Below are 24,580 nucleotides of genomic sequence, written 5' to 3' on the forward strand. Positions count from 1 at the left end.
CCTGCATTTATTTCAGCCAAATCCACCACGAAGGTTAGCTATGAGCGCACAAGTTATTACTGTCATCAAAGGCGATGGCATTGGCCCAAGTATTGTCGATGCCGCTATTGCGATTCTGGACAAAGTTGGATGTGATTTTCAGTACGAATATGTCGATGCCGGCCTGACGGCGCTGGAGAAAACTGGCGAATTACTGCCGCAAGCCACGCTGGACGCCATTGCCCGTAACAAAATTACCTTAAAAGGCCCACTGACGACGCCGGTTGGCGAAGGTTTCACCTCAATTAACGTGACCTTACGCAAGAAATTCAACCTGTATTCCAACGTGCGCCCGGTGATCTCTTTTAAAGGCACCAAAGCGCGTTACGAGAATATCGATATCATCACAGTGCGTGAAAACACTGAAGGCATGTACTCAGGCGCTGGGCAGGTTGTCAAAAACGACGGTGAATTAGCGGAAGCGATGAGCATCGTCACCCGCGAAGGCTCAGAGCGTATCGTTGAATTTGCTTTTGAACTGGCCCGTCGTGAGCAACGCAAAAAAGTCACTATTGTCCACAAAGCCAATATCCTGAAATCAACCTCAGGTTTATTTCTGAAGACCGCGCGGGAAGTTGCCGCCCGTTACCCGGATATTCAAACAGTTGAAATGATCGTTGATAACGCCTGCATGCAGCTGGTGATGAACCCGCAGCAGTTTGATGTCATTGTCACCACCAACCTGTTTGGCGATATTCTGTCTGACCTCTGCGCCGGTCTGGTCGGTGGTCTGGGTATGGCACCTGGCGCCAACATCGGCAAAGATTGTGCAATTTTCGAAGCAGTGCATGGCAGTGCGCCGGATATCGCCGGTAAAAATCTGGCCAACCCAAGTTCAGTGATCCTGGCGTCGATCCAAATGCTGGAATATCTCGGTATGAAAGACCAAGCGCAGCGCATTCTGGCCGCAGTGACAGATGTGATCGCCAGCGGCGACCGCACCACACGCGACCTCGGCGGTACACACGGCACCACAGATTTTACTCAGGCCGTGCTGGAACGTCTCTGAATAAAATCTAAATGTTGATGGTCCAACTGAATCAGGCTGCCCCCGGGCAGCCTTTTTTTGTCGCAAATTTATGGCCAATCATAGCGAAGGCTGATTTACCGCAAACTGCTGAAACTTTGCTATGGTAGATTCTGCAACAGCCACAATCAGTTAGCGGGAGTCCGGCATGGGTTGGTTTTCAAGTCTGTATACCACGGTAGAACGCACCTTTTTTGATAGTCTCAGCAAAAAAATCATCGGTAACATCGGTTTTTTAACCATTATTTTTTGGCTGGCACTGTATTTTGCTTATCCGGATACCGGCGGTGCCAGCAGTGCCTGGTGGACCACACTACTGCTGGGGACTGCGGCATTTTTATTTACCATCGGTTATCTGATTTACCTGATAGTGCGGCCAGTGCAGGCACTGGTGCAGGCGCTACAAAAAGCCAATCAAAACGGCACAGACTTAAATCACCGGCTGCCCGCTTTTACTTATGACGAGTTTCGGACCTTGTCTGAAGAATACAACCAGTTTGTCAGCCAGCTCGCCGATTTGCTCACTCAGTTACATCAGCAGGCCCAACATACCCACCAGATTAACGAACAAGTCAGCAGTGCGGTCAAAACTACCCGTAGCCACCTGCAGGCAACCGAGCAGCGCAGCGAAAAAATCCGCAGTGAAAGCGACCATGTGCTGGACCAGCTGGCTGCCATTGTCAGCACCGGTGACCAGATGAATCAGATTGCCCAGACCACAGTGACCAAAGCCGCGGACGCCAGTAGCGGCATGCAGGCCATTTCAACGCAGTTATCCGGCATAGTTCAGTTGCTGGAAACCTTTGGTGCGACAGTCGAAGGGCTGCAGAAAAATTCAGAAAATGTGCGACAAATTCTGCAAATGGTAGAGAACTTCTCGGATCAGACCAACCTGCTGGCACTTAATGCTGCGATTGAAGCGGCAAGGGCCGGCGACGCCGGCCGCGGTTTTGCAGTCGTTGCTGACGAAGTCCGCACCCTGGCGGCGAAGGTCAATGAAGCAACCCGGCAAATTTCCGGCTTCCTCAATGATATGGAGCGACTGGTGCGCGATACCCGCGCCGAATCAGAGCGACTGAACGAGCAGGCCGGTCAGGCCCAACAATCGATTGGCATGACGGCCAGTGAATTTGCCCAGTTGCAACAACAGTTGAGCCAGGCCAAACAAGGTGTGCAGCAGATCACTGGCTCAGTATTAGATCTGGAGCAAAGTTATCAGCAAACGCACCAGCATTTAAGCGCCATTGAGCAAGGCACTACCAGCGCTTATCAGCAAATGTCATCGATTGAAACCGCCGGCCAGACTTTATTAAAAGCCACAGCAGAAACCCAGCAGCAACTCGGCCGATTTGCACACTAACCGCCCTGTGCCAATGCCTGCACCAGCTGTAATACCGCCGGATGCGTTAATTTACGCTCCGGCGAAATTGCATAAAACACTTCTTTCACCTGATCAGTGCGACCGATCACCTCGACTTCATATTGGCGGCAAATCGCCTCTTCAATCAGGCTCGGCGCGGAAAAAATACCAAGTCCCTGTTGACCAAAAGCCTTCATCAGCGCGCTGTCATCAAACTCAGCAATGATCTGCCCACTGACTGCGCATTGCGCAAACCAGGCATCCAGCCGCTGACGGATAATCGACCTTTTGCTTTGCAACAACAACGGCTGCTGATGTAAACAGGCCGGAAAACTGACGGCTTTTAATCTGGTCGCGAGTGGTGGACTGGCAAAAAAACTGGTGCCGGATTCGACGATCTGATGACTATAAGCTTTCAGTGGACTGGACGGCGACAGCGGCTGATCTGTCAGTACTAAATCCAGTTTATTAAGCGCTAAATCTGCCAATAACTGACTTTGTTCACCCTCGACACAAATCAGCCGCAGTTGCTCCGGCAAAGTAAACACCGGCTTTAACATTTCATAAATAAAGGCCTTGGGTAGGACATCGGTCACACCAACGGTAAACGTCTGCCATTGCACGCCGTGGTTGCCTTTTAGCACTGCACGTAGTTCATCACCTAAACGGAAAATGTCTTCCGCATAACGATAAGTCACACGACCCAGTTCAGTCAGGCCCCATTTTTTGCCATTGCGGACAAACAACGCCGTCCCGGTGCTATGCTCCAAAGCGGCCAGCTGACCACTAATGGTTTGTGCTGTGACATGCAGCTGTTCACTGACTCTGGCGATACTGCCCTCTTTTGCTACCAGATAAAAATAATACAGCTGATTAAAATTGACCGGTGTCATGCACTCACCATGTAAGTTAAAAACTGATTTGCTATTAGATATATTCGATTTTACCGAATGACACAATCTTTGTTTTAATGCAGTCAGTTTAAATCAGCTGGCAACAGTGACTTTTAATCCGGAGTGCATATGACGACATATCATCAACAGGCCTACAGCGGCGCTCTCGGCGTCGAACAGGCCAACAAAGTTCTGCGTAACACTTATTCCTTGCTGGCGATGACTTTGGCATTCAGTGCTGTCACAGCTGGCATCAGCGCCAGTATGAATCTGCCGCACCCAGGCATTTTGATCACACTGGTGGGTTATTTTGGTTTGTTATTTTTCACCACCAAATTCCGCAACAGCGCTATGGGTCTGGTCGGTGTCTTCGGTCTGACCGGCTTTATGGGTTACACCCTGGGCCCTATCATCAACCGGTATCTGGCGCTGCCAAACGGTGGTGAGATTGTAATGCTGGCGATGGCAGGCACTGCGGCCATCTTCTTCGCGCTGTCAGCCTACGCGTTAGTGAAGAAAACCAATTTCAGTTTTATGGGCAGTTTCCTAACCGTCGGCATCCTGGTCGCTTTTCTGGCCGGTCTGGGTGCCGTCTTTTTTGAAATTGCGGCCTTAAGCCTGGCGGTATCTGCAATGTTTGTGCTGCTGATGTCCGGCATGATCCTGTATCAGACCAGTGAGATTGTGCATGGCGGTGAGACCAACTACATCATGGCTACAGTCAGTTTGTTTGTCTCTATCTTTAACCTGTTCACCAGCCTGCTGCAGCTGCTGGGTTTTATGAACAGCGATGAGTAACCAAGTTTTATCGTTAGACGTTTTCCAGTTCATGTTCCGTTAGTAAGACCCTTGAGCAACTCGACACCCGCTCTTTGCCCCCGTTTTCGGGGGCTTTTTTTTGCCTGCAGCCAAAGCTAACTGAAGACAGACAAGTTCTGTTACAAAGCCATTCCCGCAAAACCGCTGCCAGTATGTGGCGAACCTGCTAACGTAATGCCGGTTTTAATGATGATCGTGCTGAGGTTCCGTCGGTGGTCTCTATTCTCATAAGTTACATCCAACGTGGCTTAGTCTTATTGCTGCTGAGTTTCGCCGCTGTGGCGCAGGCAGAGTCCGGTTATGCCGGCAATATTTATTACCAGACTTTTGGCAGCGGTACCCCGGTGTTGATCATCAATGGCGGCCCAGGCCTGGATAGTGCCGGCTTTGAAGCTGTGGCAAAAACCATCGCGGCACAAGGTTATCAGACCATTTTGTTTGACCAGCGTGGCACTGGTCACTCCAGGCTAGCCAGTATTAATGCCGAAACCATCCAGTTAGCACTGATGGTGCAGGATATCGAACAGCTGCGCCAACAACTGCACATCGAGAAATGGGTGGTACTGGGCCACTCTTTTGGCGGCATGCTGGGCGCCGCTTATGCGGCGAAATATCCGCAATATATCAGCAAACTGATTTTTTCATCGTCGGGTGGCCTGGATTTACAGTTTCGCGACCAGATCGCCGAACGGCTGTTAAACAATCTGAGTCTGCAGGAACAAATCCGATTGCAGATGTATCAGCTGCGTCAGCGCAGCGGTGACGATTCGGACAGTACCCGGGACACATTGGCGCAGCTGCGGGCCCGCGCTTATGTCGTCGACAAAAGCAAAGCACCGCTGATTGCTGCCCGGCTAAAAGTCGTTAATCTGACGATCAATCAGCTGATGTTTGCCGACCTGGAAAAAAACCATTTTGACCTCAAAGCACAGTTCAAGCAGTTCAACGCGCCAGTGCTGGTGCTACAGGGCGAAAATGACATTATCAGCACTGAGACCGCGCAAACTATTGCCGGCAGTTTTTCCAATGCTAAGCTAGTGCTGTTGCCGCAATGTGCGCACTATGGCTGGTTGGATCAGCCAGATTTGTATTACAGCAGTGTTTTTCGCTTCTTAAAAGCCGGCTAAGGACAAAACACACAATACTGATGGTGTCGCTACCCCACGCATCCAGCCGGATATACGAAACCGGAACCGCCGAAAAACATTGACCCGGCGGTGAAAATCTATACACTGCGCCGCTCTTTTCCCTGCGCCGAGTGACCGATGAATCCGACCGACATCCAGCTGAAACCTGAACTGCAACAAAACCTCAACGACCTTGGTTTCACTACCCTGACGCCAGTGCAGCAGGCTAGTTTGCCGCTGATCCTGGCCAGACAGGATTTGATTGCACAGGCGCAGACAGGCTCAGGTAAAACAGCAGCTTTTGCCCTTGGCATGTTGCAGTTACTCGACGTCAAACGGTTTCGCATTCAAAGCCTAGTGTTGTGTCCAACCCGCGAGCTGGCTGACCAGGTCGCCAGCGAAATTCGCAAGCTAGGCCGGGCCATTCACAATATTAAAGTGCTGACCTTATGCGGCGGTGTACCGTTTGGGCCGCAACTGGGTAGCCTGGAACACGGCGCCCACATCATTGTCGGCACGCCGGGCCGGATTGAAGAACATCTGCAAAAAGGCTCGTTACAACTGCAGGATCTGAACCTGCTGGTGCTGGACGAAGCCGACCGCATGCTGGAAATGGGCTTTGCGCCAAGTTTAGATGCCATAGTGCAGCAGACACCGGCGAGCCGCCAGACGCTGTTATTCAGCGCCACTTTCCCCAAACAAATTGAACAGCTGGCCAGCCGTTACCTGAAACAGCCAGCGCGGGTGCAGATAGAAACTGCCGACAACAAACCCGCCATCGAGCAACAATTTCATGCCGTGAGCCCGGAACAGCGTTTTGCCGCGGTTGAGTTGTTACTGAAACAACATCAGCCGGTCTCTGCCGTGTTGTTCTGTAACCAAAAACGCGAATGCCATGAGCTGTGGCAGTACCTGGCCGATCAGGGTTTTGCCGCTCTGGCACTGCATGGCGACCTCGAACAACGTGACCGCGATCTGACTTTGATCCGCTTCAGCAACCAAAGCGCCAACGTGCTGGTCGCGACCGATGTCGCCGCGCGTGGTCTGGATATTCAGGGGCTGGATTTAGTGGTGAATGTGCAGCTGGCGCATGACACTGAAACCCATGTGCACCGCATTGGCCGCACCGGCCGCGCCGGCGCCTCTGGCCTCGCGGTCAGCCTGGTGGCCCCGGCTGACGATTATAAGCGTGCATTGCTGGCAGATTTGTATCCACAAGCCGAACAACTGTTGCCGCTGCCGGACGCTTCACTGCGCCAGCGGCCGCCGCGTGCCCCGGCGATGGCGGCGATTTGGATCGACGGTGGCAAAAAACACAAATTACGCGCCGGCGATATTGTCGGTGCTTTGACGGTCGACCAGCAAATCGACGGCAACCAGATTGGCAAAATTCAGGTTACTGAATTTCACTCTTATGTCGCCGTGCCTGCGGCCAAAGCCAAACATGCGCTGAAACTCATCAGTGCCGGTATTAAAGGCCGGAACTTCCGCTGCCGGATCTGCTGATCCGGCTTTGCATACCTGTCACAGACGCTGTCACCCGGCGTCTGCCTTCCGCTGTAAACCCGACTGGGCAGTCTGATAAATTCCAGCTAAGCTCGAACATCGGTTCAGCGGCACAGGGAATGGGTTATGTCTGGTCTGGAAATGCTCGATGCTTTTATCGGGTTGGTCGGAATTTATCTGACTTTGAGTTTATTGGTTACCGCTATTGGTGAAGGTATTAGTCAGGCGTCCGGTATGCGCGGCCGGAATTTGCGCCAGGTGTTTACCGGTCTTATCGGCAAAACCCGCACCACAGCCTTTTATTTACATCCCCGCATCCGTCAGCTGATGCAATATGATGCCCCTGGTAATGCCGTGCGCAAACTCTGGCTACGCCTTGGTTTTGGCCTGCCCTCTTATATTCCGGCGGATATCGCCACTGAAGTATTGTTGGAACAACAGCTCGGCGCTCCGCTGTCGCAACTCAGTCAATCACCACTGGAGATCCAACAGCGGCTGGAACAGCTGCCAGATTCAGCTACCCGCAGTAGTTTGCTGCATTTCTGGCAACAAGCGCATGCGGACCCAAAGCAATTTCAGCACTTGGTCCAGGACTGGTTTAATGACCGCTGCGACCGGGCTGTCGGCTGGTTTAAGCGCAAATTGGGCATCCTGCAATTGGTGATTGGTCTTGTCGTCGCCATCGGCATGAATGTAGATTCCATCGCCTTGTACCAAAAATTATTCTCAGATCCGCTCGCCCGCCAGCAAGCGGTATTACTGGCGGAAAATCTGGCAGCCAATCCACAACTGGCGACAGAACTGTGCCGGGAAGACAAAACCCAATGTATGGACACGCTGGCCCTGAAGCAACAACTGACGCAAACCGCGCCATTGCTGGGTCATCAGGACAACTGGTCCTGGCCCTGGCAAGCCCCCGGTATCTGGTTTGGTTATTTGCTGACCGGCTTCGCTCTATCGTTAGGCGCTCCGTTCTGGTTTGATATTTTGCAGAAACTGATGGCGGTCAAACAAAAATTCCGGCCAAGTACTGCAGCGAGCAGCGAGGCTGCTGCTGAAGCACTGGATAGCAATACAACCAGCGCAGCACCTGTGATGAACAGCAGTGCAGTGGTCGCGACCAGCAAAAAACTAAACCCGCTGGCGGCGATGGACCTACAACTCGCGCGGTTATCAGATTTGGTGTATCTGGATGGACCCCAGCTGGATTTGGAATTGCAGACGTTTCTGCTAAGCGGACAACTCAGGTCGGTCGGACAGGATACGCAGTATCTGTACGCCCGCGGCGCTGATTATGATGTGCTGATTTGCCGCGGTACTGAAGGCAAACTGGCCGATATCCGTACCGATGCGCAGTGTCCACTGGTCAACTGGCCTTTGGGTAGTAACAGCAAAGCCCATCAGGGCTTCTGTACTCAGGCCGACGCTATCCTTGCGGATCTGCAACAACAACAGCCACAGGCAGGACTGGAGCGGCCGCTGTGGATCACCGGCCATAGTTTAGGTGGCGCACTGGCCATTTTACTGGCGCTTAAACTCAGTCAAAAACCCGGCAGCAAACTTGCCGGTGTGGTGACTTTTGGCCAGCCTAAAGTCGGTGATGTGCAGTTAAGTCAGGCCATCACAGCGCAGCTGTTGCCGTTTTATCGCCGTTACGTGAATCAACGCGACATAGTGCCCAAACTGCCGCCGTTGCCTGATTACCGGCACAGCGGCCAGCTGTATTATTTTGATGATTTGGACCAGCTGCAGCTTAATCCGCCGCGCTGGCTGATGCTGCTGGACCAGGTGTTATGTGATGCCAACCAGGCGGAAGCGGCGCTGCGCCAGCATCTGGATGACCACAAAATGAAAAACTATGTCAGTTTGCTGGCCAGGCAGCTTTAGCGGACGTTCTGATTCACTGCGGGGCGAGACAGCGCCTGACCCAGGCGCTGAAAATACTGTAGCCAACTAGCCGCTAACTGACTGCTTTCATTGGCATCCGGATACAGCGCCGCATGCTGTTGTTGTAGCTGCAGTTGTGATGGCTCTGTGCTGTGTTTTCCCCGGCGTGATGAGAAGATCGTGCCGCTGACCAAAAAACTGTTTTGCAGACTCTGGCGCTGCAACATGTTTTCAAAAGCGCGGGCGCAAAGCTCTTCCGGCAGCGCGTAGTACAAAGTGCCCCTGCTGCGGTCGGCGGCTGCACTACGCTGAAAATACGCCGACGGCTGTTCGCCATCCGGCGAAAGCAAACAATGCGCGAAACCTGCAGCTAACAACTGATTCAGCGGGTGTGACTGTATGGCTGCGCCATGCAACCAGCTGCTGCTGGCGAAAGCTGTGGCTTTGACGTCGGTGCACAAACGGCTGGCGATATGGTGGTCAAAAGCATGAAACCACTCGTGCGCCAGCGAACCGCCACCGGCGTTTTTAGACAAAGCCAGCAACCGGCCTTGTGGTTGATAAAAGGCACAGGTGCCGGGTTCGCCACCAATCCCAAAACTGAGCGCCAGTGAACCATTCAGCGAAATAACCTGCGGCGGCACCTGCAATAACAATTGCAGGTCCGATAGTGCATCAAAAAACAGATTAGCCGCCAGCTGGGTCTCCATCGCGTTAACCCAGCGGCCGATTTTAATCCGGCGAAAATCAAAGATTTTGACGATATCGCCAAAACTGACATCTGCGCCGGCACGGTGCTGCGGGCCATTACGAAAATACGGCCGCTGAATACGCGGCAGCGGCGCATGCTGCTGCATCGGGGTCAGGGCAACTTCAGATGCCGGCCGCCATCCAGCGCCAGCACACGGCCGGTGATATACCGGCTTTGTAGCAGATACAAAATACTTTGCAGCACTTCCGCTGGCCCTGGCTCTATTTCCATCAGCGATTTTTTCAGCGTAAAAGCGCGGTACTCGGCGCTGTCGTCGTCATTAAACATCAATAAGGCCGGCGCTATCGCATTGACTTTCACTTGTGGCGCCAACTGGCGCGCCAGTGACAGTACCAGATTCTCCAGTGCGGCCTTGGAAGCCGCGTACGCCATATGATTACAGCTGCCGGTATTCACGGCAAAATCGCTGATGGCGATAATGTCAGCCAGTTGCCCCTGAGCTGCAGTTAACAGCGGTGCCAGCGCACGGCTCAGCAGATAAGGCAATTTGGTATGGATGCGGAACATCTCGTCAAAAACTGCAGCGTCGGCTCTAAGCTGCGTCAGTAAATCGCTATCGGATTCGGCTTCACCGGCCCAGCTGGAGGCGTTGTGGATCACGGCGCGCAGTGGCAACTCATACTGCTGACACAAATTGCGGACTGCAGCGGCAATTTCAGCAACCTGCAGTGCTAAATCGCTGTTCGGCTCAATATCCAGCGCCAGACAAATAACCCCGGCCTGGCGCAACTGCTCCACGCCGGCTTTTGGTTGACGGTAAGTCGCAATCACCTGATAGCCGGCCTGTTGCAGCCCCAGTGCACAATGTAACCCAACCCGCTGCGCCGCACCGGTGATCAAAACCATTCCCGTCATAGAGACTCCAGAGCAGATGCTCACTGAATTATGCCAGAAGTTAGCCAGTTCCGGCGAGGCGGACTGTGCACAACAGCGCGGCTTTTACGCAGTTAAACCGCAGTTCGATCAGCAAAGCATTTATGTCTGGTATTGCCTGCAAGGTTTTGCGGCAGAAAAAAAGCGCCGGCGGCGCTTTTTTATCGGGCTGTGACAGATTGCAATTAAGCGGCTTTCATCCAGCCTGCACACCAGCCGCCTTTGGCCACTAACTTGCCACTGAAGATAGCACAGCCGCCGGTATCGCCTTTGGCATCTTTGGCAAAATGCATACAGTTGCCGCAGGTTTGGTCCGCAGTGGTGGATTTAGCGACATATTTCATGGCCACAGCCATCGGATCATCAGCTTTGACGGCTTCCTGCGCCACGGCATTGAGGCTGACGCCGCCCATAGTGACGCCAATTAATGTTGCGGAAGAGAGTTTTAAAAAGGAACGACGATCAAGTTGAGACATTGCTTGCTCCTGTTGCACGGTAGATATCAGGTTTTTGTTGTTTGCTGTCGAAAAATGTTTGGCAGAAACGGCTGTCGGGATTTGGTTTGCGCCCAAATCCATAACATTTACGCACCGAATTGCAGTATGGATGATTTTGCCAGCTCTGCCTGTCGCAAATATTGATCCGGCGCAGTTTCTGACGAGAAAAGCGCGGAAGCAGATTTATCCCGCGCTGGTACAAGGCCTCAAACTGTGGTTTTAAATGATGGGATTCAGGCAGGTTCGGTAAATTCCTGCTGATGCAGCCAGGCCGCCTGTTTCGGCGCCTTTTTGGTTTGCGACCATTCCTCCAGCATCTGCCACTTCACCGCATCAAGCTGTTGCAGCATGGCAGCAGTCGCAGTGACACAGGTCAGTTCAATGCGATGGCCATTGGGGTCAAAGAAATAAATCGAGCGGATAATTTCATGGTTGGTCGGCCCGACAACGGCGATACCGCGTTGTTCCAACTCCGTTTTGGCGGCCAGTAAGGCAGCCTCATCTTCGACTTGCAGCGCTATATGTTGCACCCAGTCCGGTGTATGTGGGTCTTTACCCATCTTGGGTGAATTTGGCAATTCAAAAAACGCCAGAATATTGCCCTGCCCGGCGTCTAAAAACACGTGCATATAAGGGTCCGGCGCTTTGGTCGAGGGCACCTGATCTTCAGCAATGGCCAGCATAAAATTCATGCCCAGCACCTGATGATAAAATTGCACTGTCTCTTTTGCGTCATGGCAACGATAGGCCACATGATGGATTTGCCGGACTTTAATACTGCTGGTTAAAGGCATGGTCATAACAACCCCCGTTTTTGCTGGTCGCGTTCAATGGATTCAAACAGCGCCTGGAAATTGCCTTCACCGAACCCTAAGTTGTCGACGCGCTGAATAATTTCGACAAAAATCGGCCCAAACAGATTTTTAGTGAAAATTTGCAGCAAATAACCGTCATCATCGCCATCCACCAGCACCTGATGTTGTTGGATCCGCTGTTTGTCTTCTCGCACCTGCGGCACCCTGGCAAAAGCTTTGGCGTAATAGTCGTCATGGATATCCAGCGTATCAATCACCTGATGATCCAGCTTGTCGAGTGAATCCAGAATGTTGTCGGTCAGAAAAGCGATATGCTGCACACCGGGGCCATTGTATTCACGCAAGTATTCGTCGATTTGGTTGCGATCATCGCCTTTACCTTCGTTGATTGGAATGCAAAAACTGCCGTCCGGCGAGCGTAATGCATAAGACAACAACGCCGTTTGCTGGCCTTTGATATCGAAATAACGCACTTCAGTGAAACCAAACACATTTTTATAAAAATCTGCCCAATGCTGCATGGTGCCTTTCACCACGTTGTTGGTCAGATGATCGATACAGCTGAAGCCTAAATCTTCAACAATCGCCGGTTCATCATGTGGCTCAAAATCACGCTGATAAATCGAACCTGTGGCGTGACAGCGGTCAATAAAATAAATCAGGCTGTCGCCAATGCCGTAAATGGCCGGATATGGCAGGTCAGTCGCTGCCGGATCTGCGCCACGGGCGCCACGCTCCAGCGCGATACGCCTTGCGGCAACAGCATCATCAACCCGCCAGCCCATAGCACAAATAGCTGGGCCATGGGCGCGACTGAAGTCGGCTGAAAAACCACTGCGCTCACGATTTAATAAGATATGAATGTCATTTTGCTGATAATAATCAATGGCTTTCCCTTTGAACTGCCGGGTTCTGGAAAAACCAAAAGCCTGAAAAACCTGATGTAAATAGCTGCTGTCGGCGGCGGCGAATTCGGTAAATTCGATGCCCCGCAGACCCAGTGGATTAAGCTGCATGTCGGCTCCAAAAAGTGAATATATTGTAAATTTAATAACCACTTCACGATAAAGGCCACAGCGGGGGATTTTGTTGATATAGATCAAAGTCGCGGCCAAAGCGGCAAAACAGACCGCTTGACCACTGTCAGCATTCAATGACAGCAGATCTCAGCGTAATTAAATAAATTAATTCAATTCAGTTATTTACGGAGTTTTTAATTTTATTAGCCTGTACTTTCGGCATCGCTTCGACAAATAGCCGCGCCACAATGCGCTGATATTCGCCACTGCGTTTCATCTCATCCAGCGCCTGCTGTAAGGCGTCGACCTGCGCCGGCGGTACCGCCAGATTCAGCGCCAGATAATTATCGCCTTTGGTTTCCAGCTCCAGCACCGGCTCTACCTGGTCGACGCTGGCCTGATGCGCCGCCAGCCAGGCCGGCATCACCAGTTCGGAGCCGATAATCAAATCGACTTTCCCCTGTAAAAACAGTGCAATAGGTGCAGACTTTGATGGGAAGTCCAACAAATTTTTGCCGCGGACAAAACCATGCTGCAGCAGAAATTCTTCGTAAACGTCGCCCCGCGCCACTGCGATGCCAAATTGCTGTGCTTGCTGTAAATCCTTGGGATTGACCTGCGGACGGCTTTTTAAGCGGTATAAAAAAGCTCTGGACGATGCCAATGGCCCAACCCACTGAAACTTAGCCTGTCGCTCCGGCGTGCGCGATGTGGTAAAGAGGCCACCTTGCGGATTCTGCAATGCATACTCATAAGCCCGTAACCAGGGATAAAGCTGCATGCCGCATTCTGTATTAGTGATTTCACACAGGCGATGAATAATTTCGGCGTTGATGCCGGTGATGCGGTCGCCATCCTGATAGTTATAGGGCGGAAAATGTTCGGTCAGCAGCTGCAGCGTGGCAGCCGCATACAAAGGGCCTGCGATAAAAAACAGAACAGTGCAGAAAAAACGACGCATCGGCGAAAACCCTGACAACTGCGGAGCTGAAAAGCACTATGCCAGAGTTGCTTGACAAAAACCATGCAGACCAGAGCGTCAATGCGAAATGTCGCCTATTAAATATTGCGCTTAAGTTTTGAGCTTAATCCGCAACAGATATTGACTGGCGGTGATATAGAGATATTGCCGGTCCAGGCTCAGCGCCACGTTAGCCGCCGCCACGCCGGTTTTGATCAGTCCCAGCACTTGCCGATCTGCGTTAATAACCCACACACCACCAGGCCCTGTTGCCAGTAAGATGCCATTCGGCAGCACTTTTAAACCATCCGGTAAGCCTTCGGCTTTGGCCACTTCTGCGGTCACATCCAGCCATACAACGCCATGCTGATATTGTCCATTGCTGTTGCGCTGAAAACGCCACCACTGCGCCGCCTTGGGATCAGAATTGGCCACATACAAAAACTGTTCATCCGCGGAGACCGCCAGCCCGTTTGGCCGGGTCAACACACTGCTGATGAGGCTCACCACACCATCGGACGCGAGCTGATACACCCCATTGTATGCTTGTTGTTTGTCAGTGGACTGGTCGCCGTCTTTTAAACCATAAGGTGGGTCAGTAAATAAATAGCGGCCATCTTTCAGTTCAATCACATCGTTTGGACTGTTAAAAGCTCTGCCCTGATAGTGCTCAGTCAGAGTGCGGAAAGTCGCTTGTTGTCCTTGCTGCGCGGTGCGCACTGCCAACCGGCGGTCACCATGCTGCGCCAGCACCAGCTCAGCTTTTTTATTAAAAATCAGCCCGTTGCTGCCTTCTTTCAGCACCGATGGCTTATAGCCGGTCGCGCCAGACGGGCTCAGATATAAGGTTGCACCTGTGGCTTGCGCCCAGCGCCAGATTTGATTTTTTGGCACATCAGAAAACAACACAGCGCCGCTGCCGGGTTCTGCCACCGGCCCTTCTGCCCACTGATGGCCGCTGGACAAAATCTCCAGTGTTGCGCCCGCATCAATCACCTGCAGCATCGCCGTGTCCCGCACTTCCACCGGCTGTTGTGGCAGCTCGGCCGGCCAGGGTGTTGCAGCCTGCACTGCAGCAAGTCCGGCGAAAGGAAACAATAACAGGGCAAGCAGACTTGCAGTAAACCGGCGGGACGCAGTCATGGTTCAAGGCTCCGAAATGTATTATTACGCGCGAATGGCCGAGCCACGCACCACCAATTCTGGTTCAAACACGTTATGAACCTGCGTCTGGTCGTCGGCATACACATGGCGCAACACCCACAACGCCGCCATCTTGCCCATTTCATGGATAGGGTTATTGACGGTGGTGAGTTTCGGCGAGATGTATTTTGCGAACGGAATGTTGTCGTAACCAATGACGGACAGATCCCGTGGGATCACCAGACCGCGTTGCAGGCAAACCGCGATAGCACCGGAGGCCATCTGGTCGTTGGCACAGACCAGCGCTGTAAACGACTTACCGGTTTGCAGTAATGCCAGCATGCCAGCCTCACCGCCTTCTTCTTTATAATCACCTTCGATATAAAGCGCCGGGTCATACACCAGACCGCCTTCAGCCAAGGCGCGCTGATGACCAACTAAACGCTCCATCGCGTCGTGTTTATTTTTTGGCCCTGAGATATAAGCAATACTGCGATGGCCTAAATCCACCAGATGGCGAGTGGCGAGATAACCGCCTAATTCGTTATTGAGGTAAATACAACGTGGTTCCATTGCCTGAATGTAGCGGTTGATCAGCACAATCGGCACTGAGCGCTGGCTGAGCTGCACCAGATACTCATCCGACACCGCTTCAACATCCAGAATCAGCGCATCACAACCGCGACTCAGCAGAAACTCGACGCTGTCCTGCTCCACCGCCGCGTCGCTGTGACCTACTGCGATGATCACATGTTTATTTTGCGCACGCAGTGCGGCTTCAATTTCCGCCATCATCGGGCCGTAGTACGGACCGTCCAGTTGTGATACCAGCACACCGACACTATTGGACACATTGGACGCCAGCGACTGGGCAATGGTATTGGGCCGGTAATCCAGCTCTGCCATCGCATCCAGCACTTTCTGCCGGGTTTTTTCGCTGACATTGCTGTTTTTGTTAATGACCCGGGACACTGTCGCCAGCGACACGCCGGCGCGCAGTGAGACATCGTAAATCGTAGCCATCGGTGTGATGAGCCCCCAAGCTGTGCTTTGATAAACCCAATAGTATCAGCTTTTTAGCTGTGCCTCTTTGACAATTTAGCCGGCGCTTTGCTTCAGTTCCGCCTGAATTGCCGTCACTTTGGCGGTATCCAGCAGATAATGCCGCATCACGATGGCAACAATGACTGAACCAATAGCCGGGAACAAGCTGAATGACAATAAAATGCCATTGCGGGCCGTCTCCGTTTGCTCCGTATCCGCCTGATAACCATAACCAGCCAACAGCCAGCCAGCTGCGGCACCACCCAGTGCCAGCCCGAGTTTAATAAAGAAAATAATCGACGAATACACCATGCCGGTGGTGCGGATGCCGGTTTTCCACTCGCCATAATCGACCGTATCAGCCATCTTGGCCCACAACAACGGCGTGGCCGCATTAAAACAGAAGTTCCAGGCGATAAAGACGGCAAAAGCGAGGCTTAGCTGATCCGCGGCGATCCAGTAACTCAGCGCACAGAAAAACGCCGCCGCCAGTTGTAAACCAATGTAAGCCTTCACTTTTTCGACTTTTTTCGCCAGCGGATTGGCGACGATGCACCCGAGCATACTGCCGAACATGCCCAGCGTAATGAATAAGGTGATGTCATCCGGCGCGCCCAAATAATATTTAACGTAATAAATCGCCATGGTGTTTTTCAGCACGTTACCGGTCAACAAAAACAGCGCGGCGACCGATAACACCCGCCACTGGTCGTTTTGCCACAAGGCTTTAAAATCCTCGCGGAAATTGGTTTTGCGCTCAACCACCGTCTGCACCCGTTCTTTCGTGCCGGCAAAACAGAGTAAAAACATCACCACACCCGCCACGCTCATCAGCAGAATAGTCAGCTGATAACCTTTGGCTTTATCGCCGTCACCAAAATAATCTACCAGCGGCAAAGTCAAAGCCGACACCAACAGACCACCGATAAAAGCACAGACAAACCGATACGACTGCACCGACACCCGCTCCTGCGGATCGGCCGTTAACACTCCGCCTAAAGCGCAGTATGGGATATTCACCGCGGTATACACCAGCATCAACAGCGTGTAAGTGACGAAGGCATATATCATTTTGCCCTGGTCGGACAAATCCGGCGTGGTAAAAGCCAGCACACTTAAAATGCCAAAAGGAATAGCGCCCCACAGGATATAAGGCCGGAACTTACCGTGTTTGCTGTGGGTGCGGTCGGCGATGGCGCCCATAATAGGATCTGTGACTGCATCAATAATGCGCACGGCGAGGAACATAAAACCAATATAAGCCGGCGCTAAGCCAAAAATATCGGTATAAAAATAAGTCAGAAACATCATGACCGTCTGGAACACGATATTACTGGCGGTGTCGCCAAGACCGTACGCGATCTTCTCCCGCTTGCTGAGCATAAGCCACCCTGTCAAAGTTGTTGATTTGTTGTAGTTTTATCAGGCGCATCGTTGGCGCCGTTTTTTATTATTTGCGCTTAGCCTTTGCGGCTTAAGCTGAGGTCGCGAAAGGCTAAACCGCTTTGTTTGATCACGCGCTGCTGTGTGGCGTAGTCCACATAAACAATACCAAAGCGCTTCAGATACCCTTCGGCCCATTCAAAGTTATCCATCAGACTCCAGGCAAAATAGCCCCGCACATCCACACCTTGCCGCATCGCAGTATCCAGCGCCAGCAAATGTTGCTGATAATAACCAAGCCGCATGTCGTCCTGCACCTGGCCATCGACCAGTTCATCAGCACCGGCGGCGCCGTTTTCCATGATGTACAGCGGCGGTAACGGGTAACGACGGTGTAAATCCAGCAGCAGGTCGGTAAAAGCCTGCGGATAAATTTCCCAGCCAATATCGGTTTTGGCGACACCAACCTGATCGACCACGACAAAACCCAGTTCCGCATCAGCGCGGTAGACATGGCGGGTGTAGAAGTTGATGCCAAGATAATCCAGCGGCGCGGCGATAATGTCAAAATCGCCAGGTTGAATTTGCGGCTGTTCTTCGGCCGAAAGCTGACTGAAACAAGCCGGATAAGCTTTATCAAACAAAGGCTTGATATACCACTGATTAAAATATTGGTCAGCATAATCTGCCGCCGCCACGTCAGCCGGCGCATCCGTTTCGGCATAACAAGGCGTGAAATTTAACACAATGCCATGCTGTGCCTGCGGCGCGTTTTGCCGCAATTTCGGCATGGCGAGGCCATGCGCCAACAGCAAATGATGCGCGCTTTGCCGGCCCCAGCCTTTGTTTTTTAAGCCTGGCGCATGCACGCCAATTTCATAACCGAGATAAGAGCTGCAAAACGGTTCATTCAGCGTGGCCCAGGCATCAACCAGATCCGCCAGCGCTTTGGAGATTTTGTCGGCGTAATCGGCAAAAGCGTAGGCGGTGTCGCGATTGCGCCAGCCGCCCTGGTCTTCCAGATGTTGCGGTAAGTCCCAGTGATACAGCGTGACAAAAGTACGGATGCCCTGCGCTTTTAACGCACCGAGCAGGTCGCGGTAAAAAGCCACCCCGCTTGGATTGAGTTCACCATTTTGCAGCATCACCCGCGGCCAGGACAAAGATAACCGATAGGCATCCACGCCAAGTGACTGAATGAGCTCTACATCCTCGCGCCACAGACGGACGTGATCACAAGCCAAAGCGCCGTGACTGCCGTCGCGAATAGCGCCAGGAGTTGCGCAAAAGGTATCCCAGATACAAGGTAAACGGCTGTCCAGGCCGCCTTCAATCTGAAAAGAAGATGTGGCAACACCAAAGACAAAATCGGTGTTTAAAATGCGGGAATCCGCGGGCAGTTTTAATGTCATGCTTGTCTCTTTGCTTTTGCTGCAAGGTCGTGTTGTCAGATCCCAGGACCGGGTTCGGCTGTGACACTGCATGGTTGGCAGGTCACAGACTTTAATTTGTAAGCGCTTTCAATTGACTGTAACAACTGCTCAGCGAATGGTCAAGCAGACAAAGCAAGCAGTTTGAAATTTCGCGGCTTTTATTCAGTAATTGGCGTAAAAAAACGCTTTGTTAGCGCTTTCAGTACAGTGCTAGATAAGCGAAAAAATCACTGGGAAGCTTTGGGCTGAAACTGCACAAACAAGTTGGCGGTCAGCCGGCCGTTCAGCGGATCTGCCGACAAGTCGGTCGCCGGCTTCACCAGAGCGGAATGCAGCAAATGACCAGGATAAATCAATAAGCGGTTGGGTTTATAAGCAAGCTGCTGATACAGGCTGAAAAACGGTGTTTCAGCAGAAGGAAAACCAGATGCTGCCCCGCCTTGAGCCATTAGCTGTTGCTGTAGTGTGCTGAAATATTGCTGTTGCTGCGTCGGCACAATTTTTTCAAAACCAGTCGCTTCGTGGCGAAAAAAACCGGTGCCGCCATGCGGACCTTCGGCCAGATAATGCAAAATCGCCAGATGTAGCGGTTCGGCTTTGTCAAAATGCGGCAGGCGCTGCAGCGGTTGCAACTGCTCTGCCGGCGTCGTCAGCAACGACAAATACCACTGCTGCGGCACCAACCGGTGATCCGGCGGTGGCTGCACCAGCTGCAGCAACAGCGGATACACGGCTTCGAGCACTGTACGGGCATAAGCCTGCGGCAACTCGGCGCGAACACCGGGGTAATAAGACCCCGCGTCATGGCTGAATTGCGCTGCTGCGGCGTCACGACGGATCTGCGTGAGGTCCAGCAGCGCATCGTCAATCAATAAAGCACGTGTACGGCTTTGGCCCAGTTCCAGCCAGTGCAGCTTTGCTTGTGGATTAAAGGCATACACCTCACATCATCCGGCTTTTACAGTAATGCTGTACAAAATCATAATGCGGCGGCCAGGCCTGTACCTGCCGCGCCACATTGGTTTTGATATTGCTGAGGAACTGCGCAAGTTCAGACTGCGGCATCAAATCAACAATCGGATGATGTTGTTTCGGCATCAGGCCCTGCCCCAGCATCACCTGCAGCCAGGAGCTTTCACCAAACAGTTCTTGGGCAAATTTATAGACTTTACCAGCCTCACCAAACATCTCGATGCGGTGAGCCAGCGATGGCGGGACCTCCATCGCCGCGCAATGCCGCCAGAAGGCACTGTCGCTGCGCTCCGTCACTTTGTAGTGCAGAATAATAAAATCGCGGATGTTTTCCATCTCGATTTTGGTCTGTTGGTTAAATTCATCGACATCAGCCTGCACCACATCGCCGGCCGGCATCATCTGCAGCAAACGAATAATACTGCGCTGAATGAGGTGGATACTGGTCGATTCCAGCGGCTCCAGAAACCCGCTCGACAAACCAATGGCAATACAGTTTTTATTCCAGTGTTTACGCCGCGTGCCGGTGCGGAATTTAATCAGCCGCGGCTCGGTCAGCATCTCACCCTGTATATTGGCTTTTAATAAGGTTTTTGCGTCCATATCGGACAGATATTTGCTGCAATAAACCAGACCATTGCCGACCCGGCTTTGCAGCGGAATACGCCATTGCCAGCCGGCCGGATGCGAAATCGAGCGGGTGTAAGGCACCGGTGTACCATTCGACACCGTTTGCACGGCCACAGCGCTGTCGCACGGCAGCCAATGCGTCCAGTCGTCGTAGCCCGTCATTAAGGTCTGTTCAATCAACAAGGCCCGGAAGCCGGTGCAATCGATAAATAAATCGCCTTCGAGCAGCTGACCGGATTCGAGCAACAGCGCTTTGATAAAGCCGTTTTGCGGATGCTGTTGTCCGTATACATGTTGTTGTACCTCAGCAATCTTCCCTTCGATGCGTTTGACGCCATGGGTTTCGGCAATGCCACGCAGAAATTTGGCATACAGGCTGGCATCAAAATGGTAAGCATGGTTTTGGTCTTGCCCGGCCAGCGCCGCAAAACGGCCTTCGCGCGCCGCCAGATGCTCAGCGCAATAATCGCCAATCTCGGAGGCCAAACCCATGTCACGGCCTTTGAGCCAGAAATGCTGAAAACCACAGGCCCAGCAATCTTTGCCTAAAAAACCAAAGGAGTGCAGATAGTCTTTGCCCACGTCGCGCCAGTTTTCAAACATGATGCCGAGCTTAAAAGTGGCGTTGGTCGCAGCCATCATGTCGGCTTCGTTGATATTGAGCAGGCGATGGTACAGATGCAAAGTCGGAATAGTCGCTTCGCCAACACCGACAGTGCCAATCTCGTCAGACTCGACCAGCGTCACATCCAGCTGTTTGCCCATCAGTTTGCCAAGCGCTGCCGCGGTCATCCAGCCTGCAGTGCCGCCACCAGCGATCACTACCCGTTGTTTTTTCATCATCTGCATCTGTCCAATCCTGTTGTTTTTATCGTTGTAATTTCTGAATAATCAGGCTTCGAAGCGCTCGCGCCGTGGCTTCATCCAGCGGTTGACGCAATAAGCCCTGCGCCGCCGGTGGCAGCTCAGCGCCACCGCCTGGCTCGTCAGCAAAAATGTAGTAGTCAAATAACGCCTGCCAGGCTTTACGCTGCGCTCTGGGTAAATGCCGGATGCTGAGCATGGCACTCAGCAACGCATTATTCGGCCGCCCCAGATATGCCGGCGTGTCGCGCCACCAGTGCGTCAGCAGTAAATTTAAGTCATCCAGCGCTTCAACATGGTGCCACCACATCGACGGCATAAACAGCACATCGCCGGGCGCTAACGTCACCTGAAAACCAGCGGCCAAAGCGTCGGCAAAACGCGGAAAACGGCCAAAATCCGGCGCCGCGAAATCGACCAGACTGACGTCCTGCCCGCCCGGCGCAAATTCCATTGGCCCCGGATACAAATTCACCACCTGCTCAGGCGGGAACAAAGTAAAACGACGGTGGCCAACCAGATTACAGGCGAGGTTATGCGGGAAATCATAATGTGCTGCAATGCGGCTTTTGCTGCCAAGCCAGATACTGACTAAAGCCTGCGCTGCGCCCGGCCCCCCATTAAGCAAGCCTTCCAGCGGCAACTGATGCTGTTCGCGGATGCCAGGGAAATATTGACCAACTTCAGTTGAGCCCATATAAATCGAGGCGCCGCTGGCGCTTAGTGCCGGGTCCAGCAGGCGCTGGCACAAATCAGCAAATGGCAGCGGGCCGCCCTGATAGTTAAAGCCAGAAAAATCCGCGTTATAAAACACCCGGCCCTGGGTTTCAGGCGGCAAATAACAGGCGCTCACCGGTAAACCGGCACTGTAGATTTGCAGTAATTCCAAAGCCGCCGCCGGACTTTTTAAGCCGGCCTGTGTCAGCGGCCAGTCGCGACACAGACCACGCAGCACCAGCGGCACTTCGGCGTTTTGCAGATGCATTTGTAAAGTGCCGGCAAGCAGAGCCGCATCCGGCACCTTGCCTGGCTCGTGATTGAGCTGCAGTTCCGTCACCGGCTGCATGCTTTACAACCCCAACTGCTGGTTTTTCAGCGTCACCAGCTGGCGGATCTGCGCTTGGGACGCAATCATCAGGTAAATCGCCTGCAGATAACCGTGCTGATGCAATTGCGCCAGTGCTGCGCCATCAAGATTGGCCAGCTGCTCCTCGGCAATGGTTAAAAAACCGACCAGCTGATGGCTGCTGCCGTCTTTTAAAGTGACATTGACCGTCACCGGTTCGAGCAGCTGATATTGCTCCAGCAGCGCGACAAAGTTATGCGCATCCTGCATACCCAAATGCAAAGTTTCCAGCATGCCAGCCATATCCTGCAGGAACGGCGTCTGGCCACCATAAGGCAGGAACAGTGGTTCGCCTTCATTTTTACTGACCCGCGGATGATCCAAAGCGATATGCAAAACGCGTTGTTCACGCACCATGCCATCTTCCCGCACTTGCTGACGGCCGATTAAAAACGGCTGACGGCGTACCGACAGCGGCAGATATTGTTCCTGCCAGCCATCTTGTAAAAACAGATTTTCACCATGGCGAAAGCCAAACAGCGCGACTGGATATATTTGCGAAGTTTGCTGTTGGCTTTGGTTGTCTCGAAAGAAGAACAGCGGATAACAGGCGGCACAACTGCGAAACTCCAGCGGGAATGTGGTGGCAAACCATTGATTGTCGCCGTATTCAGCGCCACGCGCCGTGATCACCCGCAGCTCAGCGTGGTCGGCAGCATTTAATAAAACAGTGTTGGTCATGCGGCAATCCTTCTCTTCATATTTTTTAGTTTTGGTTTTTAGTTTTGGTTTTTCAGCGCCAGCTGTTGCAGCAATTGCCGGTTATCCGGCAGCAGTTGCTGCAGCCTGGTTAAATCCTGATAGTTTTGCGCAAACAACGCGCGGGCACGTGCCTGTTGCGACGGTTTGGCCGGCAAGGTTTGTGTCAGCGCACCCATGCCATACAACACATATTGATAGCTGGCGGCGGGAAACAGCAAATCCTGATATGCAAAATCAAGCGGTTGCGGCACTTGCTGCTGCCAAAGCTGCAGCTGGTCCTGCAAAGTCTGCGGAATAGACGCGCTGTCGCGGTGCGCCCGCCAATACGGCGTGTCGCGTTTGGACAACACATAATGCAGCTTGAGGAATTCGATAATTTGTTGCCAGTGGCGCAGGAAAGTCCGGTTCATTTTGGCGCCAGCCAGACTGTACAAGGCCGGGTCCAGCGGTAAAGCGGCAGCCAGCGTTTTCGCGCTCCACTCCACCAAGGCCAGCGCAGAGGCTTCCAGTGGTTCAATAAAACCGGCCGCCATGCCAACGGCGACACAGTTATGCTGCCAGCACGCAGCGCGATAACCCGGCTGAAATTGCAGCTGACGCGGCTCTGCCTGCTCTGCAAAAAACAGCGTGGCTTGAGCGCTGCCCGCCGTTTTTTTCAGATAAGCGCGCAGACATGCATCCGCTTCGTCATCACTGCAATAGTCGCTGGCATACACAAAACCGACACCACGGCGGGTCGGCAGGCCAATATCCCACACCCAGCCGCTGTCTTGGGCCGTTGATATTGTATTGCCGGCTATCGGTGTCTCTGCATCAGGGTACGGCACCTGCACCGCCAAAGCGCGGTCGTTAAACAGGATATGTTTGACGCTGGTGAGCGGCGTCTGCAGTGCTTTTCCGAGCAACAAGGATTGCATACCAGTGCAATCGACATACAAATCAGCCTGATAAGCACAGAGATCTGAGCTACCTGCAGGGGTCGCCAGCAGGTTGTCGATAGCGCCGTCAGCGCGCAGCACGACTTCTTTTAAGTGCGCCGGCACATAACGGACGCCGAGTTTGTCCTGACAATGGCGCTGCAACAACTCGGTAAATTTCCCGGCGTTTAAGTGGTAACCGTAATTCAGTACCGGCTGATAATCCGGCGCCTGCGGCAAACGCGGCGCGAGGCCGGCACGGCTTAACTGATATTGCGTGGTAACGGCATCGGCAAAAGCGATGTCGCCGGCAAAAGGTAACCAGCAACTGGCCAGATTAAATTCCGGCCAGCCCGCAGGTAACGTGAATGGGTGTAAATAATGACTGCCCGGCTCAGACCAGTCGACAAACAAAGAGCCTTGTTTGGCGCTGACGTCGCAGCAGCGGAAGAATTCGGTTTCAGACAGGCCAATCAGCTTTAACGTCTGGCGCATTGAAGGCCAGGTGCCCTCGCCCACGCCAATAGTCGGCACATCAGGCGATTCCAGCACAGTGACCTGCACCCGCGGCTGCGCCGCCAGTACACCTTCATCGAGGTTGTGGGTGGCACTCAACACCGCAGCCGTCAACCAGCCGGCAGCACCACCACCAACAATCAGCACTTCAGTTTTTGCAGGAGGACAGCTAGGCATCGGCATGACCTTTTACAACTATGCATGAGTAGAACATGGCAAATCCCAAAGAATTCAGCCGAAAAAAAAGCGCTCTGC

General features: G+C 52.8%; 22 protein-coding genes. 6 read left to right on the plus strand and 16 right to left on the minus strand.

Going from position 1 to position 24,580, the window contains the following annotated elements:
- The first annotated feature begins 40 nt into the window (after positions 1 to 40).
- On the plus strand, positions 41 to 1,048 hold the full coding sequence (locus ABNT34_RS05860) for an isocitrate dehydrogenase (RefSeq protein WP_348729662.1): 1,008 nt from the start codon (positions 41 to 43) through the stop codon (positions 1,046 to 1,048).
- A 166-nt stretch (positions 1,049 to 1,214) separates the two neighbouring features.
- Positions 1,215 to 2,426, plus strand: coding sequence for a methyl-accepting chemotaxis protein (locus ABNT34_RS05865; protein WP_348729664.1), 1,212 nt, complete (start codon positions 1,215 to 1,217; stop codon positions 2,424 to 2,426).
- Here ABNT34_RS05865 and nhaR read toward each other — a convergent pair.
- On the minus strand, positions 2,423 to 3,319 hold the full coding sequence (nhaR, locus tag ABNT34_RS05870; protein ID WP_348729666.1) for a transcriptional activator NhaR: 897 nt from the start codon (positions 3,317 to 3,319) through the stop codon (positions 2,423 to 2,425). The genes ABNT34_RS05865 and nhaR overlap by 4 nt on opposite strands.
- Before the next feature lie 129 nt (positions 3,320 to 3,448).
- On the opposite strand from nhaR, the gene ABNT34_RS05875 reads away from it, so the two are divergent.
- The 4 genes from ABNT34_RS05875 to ABNT34_RS05890 all read left to right on the plus strand — a co-directional run bounded on the left by ABNT34_RS05875 (position 3,449) and on the right by ABNT34_RS05890 (position 8,658).
- Positions 3,449 to 4,117, plus strand: coding sequence for a Bax inhibitor-1/YccA family protein (locus ABNT34_RS05875; protein WP_348729668.1), 669 nt, complete (start codon positions 3,449 to 3,451; stop codon positions 4,115 to 4,117).
- 233 nt (positions 4,118 to 4,350) lie between these two features.
- On the plus strand, positions 4,351 to 5,265 hold the full coding sequence (locus ABNT34_RS05880; protein ID WP_348729670.1) for an alpha/beta fold hydrolase: 915 nt from the start codon (positions 4,351 to 4,353) through the stop codon (positions 5,263 to 5,265).
- 138 nt (positions 5,266 to 5,403) lie between these two features.
- Positions 5,404 to 6,771: an ATP-dependent RNA helicase DbpA gene (gene dbpA / locus ABNT34_RS05885; RefSeq protein WP_348729672.1), complete on the plus strand. Its 1,368-nt coding sequence runs from the start codon at positions 5,404 to 5,406 to the stop codon at positions 6,769 to 6,771.
- 126 nt (positions 6,772 to 6,897) lie between these two features.
- A complete protein-coding gene (locus ABNT34_RS05890) occupies positions 6,898 to 8,658 on the plus strand; it encodes a lipase family protein (protein WP_348729674.1) in 1,761 nt (586 codons plus the stop codon).
- On the opposite strand, the gene ABNT34_RS05895 is transcribed toward ABNT34_RS05890, so the two are convergent.
- From ABNT34_RS05895 to ABNT34_RS05965, 15 genes are all read right to left on the minus strand, one after another.
- On the minus strand, positions 8,655 to 9,515 hold the full coding sequence (locus tag ABNT34_RS05895) for a CLCA_X family protein (protein ID WP_348729676.1): 861 nt from the start codon (positions 9,513 to 9,515) through the stop codon (positions 8,655 to 8,657). The genes ABNT34_RS05890 and ABNT34_RS05895 overlap by 4 nt on opposite strands.
- A 5-nt stretch (positions 9,516 to 9,520) precedes the next feature.
- A complete protein-coding gene (folM, locus tag ABNT34_RS05900; protein WP_348729678.1) occupies positions 9,521 to 10,285 on the minus strand; it encodes a dihydromonapterin reductase in 765 nt (254 codons plus the stop codon).
- Positions 10,286 to 10,488: 203 nt separating this feature from the next.
- On the minus strand, positions 10,489 to 10,779 hold the full coding sequence (locus ABNT34_RS05905; protein ID WP_348729680.1) for a high-potential iron-sulfur protein: 291 nt from the start codon (positions 10,777 to 10,779) through the stop codon (positions 10,489 to 10,491).
- A 254-nt stretch (positions 10,780 to 11,033) separates the two neighbouring features.
- A complete protein-coding gene (locus ABNT34_RS05910; protein WP_348729682.1) occupies positions 11,034 to 11,600 on the minus strand; it encodes a VOC family protein in 567 nt (188 codons plus the stop codon).
- Complete coding sequence (gene hppD / locus ABNT34_RS05915; protein WP_348729684.1) at positions 11,597 to 12,631, minus strand: 4-hydroxyphenylpyruvate dioxygenase; 1,035 nt, start codon at positions 12,629 to 12,631, stop codon at positions 11,597 to 11,599. Before hppD ends, ABNT34_RS05910 begins: the two co-directional genes overlap by 4 nt.
- A 178-nt stretch (positions 12,632 to 12,809) precedes the next feature.
- Complete coding sequence (locus ABNT34_RS05920; protein WP_348729686.1) at positions 12,810 to 13,595, minus strand: transporter substrate-binding domain-containing protein; 786 nt, start codon at positions 13,593 to 13,595, stop codon at positions 12,810 to 12,812.
- Positions 13,596 to 13,706: 111 nt separating this feature from the next.
- Complete coding sequence (locus ABNT34_RS05925; RefSeq protein WP_348729688.1) at positions 13,707 to 14,738, minus strand: SMP-30/gluconolactonase/LRE family protein; 1,032 nt, start codon at positions 14,736 to 14,738, stop codon at positions 13,707 to 13,709.
- A gap of 24 nt (positions 14,739 to 14,762) precedes the next feature.
- Positions 14,763 to 15,761 (minus strand): LacI family DNA-binding transcriptional regulator, encoded by a 999-nt coding sequence (locus ABNT34_RS05930; RefSeq protein ID WP_348729690.1) that lies wholly within the window; start codon positions 15,759 to 15,761, stop codon positions 14,763 to 14,765.
- 75 nt (positions 15,762 to 15,836) lie between these two features.
- Positions 15,837 to 17,165: a glycoside-pentoside-hexuronide (GPH):cation symporter gene (locus ABNT34_RS05935; RefSeq protein WP_348729692.1), complete on the minus strand. Its 1,329-nt coding sequence runs from the start codon at positions 17,163 to 17,165 to the stop codon at positions 15,837 to 15,839.
- Between the two features lie 77 nt (positions 17,166 to 17,242).
- Positions 17,243 to 18,577 carry a GH1 family beta-glucosidase gene (locus ABNT34_RS05940; RefSeq protein WP_348729694.1) on the minus strand — a complete coding sequence of 445 codons (1,335 nt, stop codon included), beginning with the start codon at positions 18,575 to 18,577 and terminating at the stop codon, positions 17,243 to 17,245.
- Positions 18,578 to 18,825: 248 nt separating this feature from the next.
- The gene (locus ABNT34_RS05945; RefSeq protein ID WP_348729696.1) at positions 18,826 to 19,539 is read right to left on the minus strand and encodes a DUF6445 family protein; all 714 of its coding nucleotides are present in this window, start codon (positions 19,537 to 19,539) and stop codon (positions 18,826 to 18,828) included.
- A gap of 1 nt (position 19,540) precedes the next feature.
- Positions 19,541 to 21,049, minus strand: coding sequence for a tryptophan halogenase family protein (locus ABNT34_RS05950; protein ID WP_348729698.1), 1,509 nt, complete (start codon positions 21,047 to 21,049; stop codon positions 19,541 to 19,543).
- Between the two features lie 19 nt (positions 21,050 to 21,068).
- Entirely contained in the window at positions 21,069 to 22,130 is a 1,062-nt protein-coding gene (locus tag ABNT34_RS05955; RefSeq protein WP_348729700.1) for a cupin-like domain-containing protein, read from the minus strand.
- 3 nt (positions 22,131 to 22,133) lie between these two features.
- Entirely contained in the window at positions 22,134 to 22,871 is a 738-nt protein-coding gene (locus ABNT34_RS05960) for a SapC family protein (protein WP_348729702.1), read from the minus strand.
- Positions 22,872 to 22,909: 38 nt separating this feature from the next.
- The gene (locus ABNT34_RS05965; RefSeq protein WP_348729704.1) at positions 22,910 to 24,502 is read right to left on the minus strand and encodes a tryptophan halogenase family protein; all 1,593 of its coding nucleotides are present in this window, start codon (positions 24,500 to 24,502) and stop codon (positions 22,910 to 22,912) included.
- Between the last annotated feature and the right edge of the window lie 78 nt (positions 24,503 to 24,580).

The organism is Rheinheimera texasensis (assembly GCF_964031785.1).
In the GTDB taxonomy this organism is placed as follows: Bacteria; Pseudomonadota; Gammaproteobacteria; order Enterobacterales; family Alteromonadaceae; genus Pararheinheimera; species Pararheinheimera texasensis_A.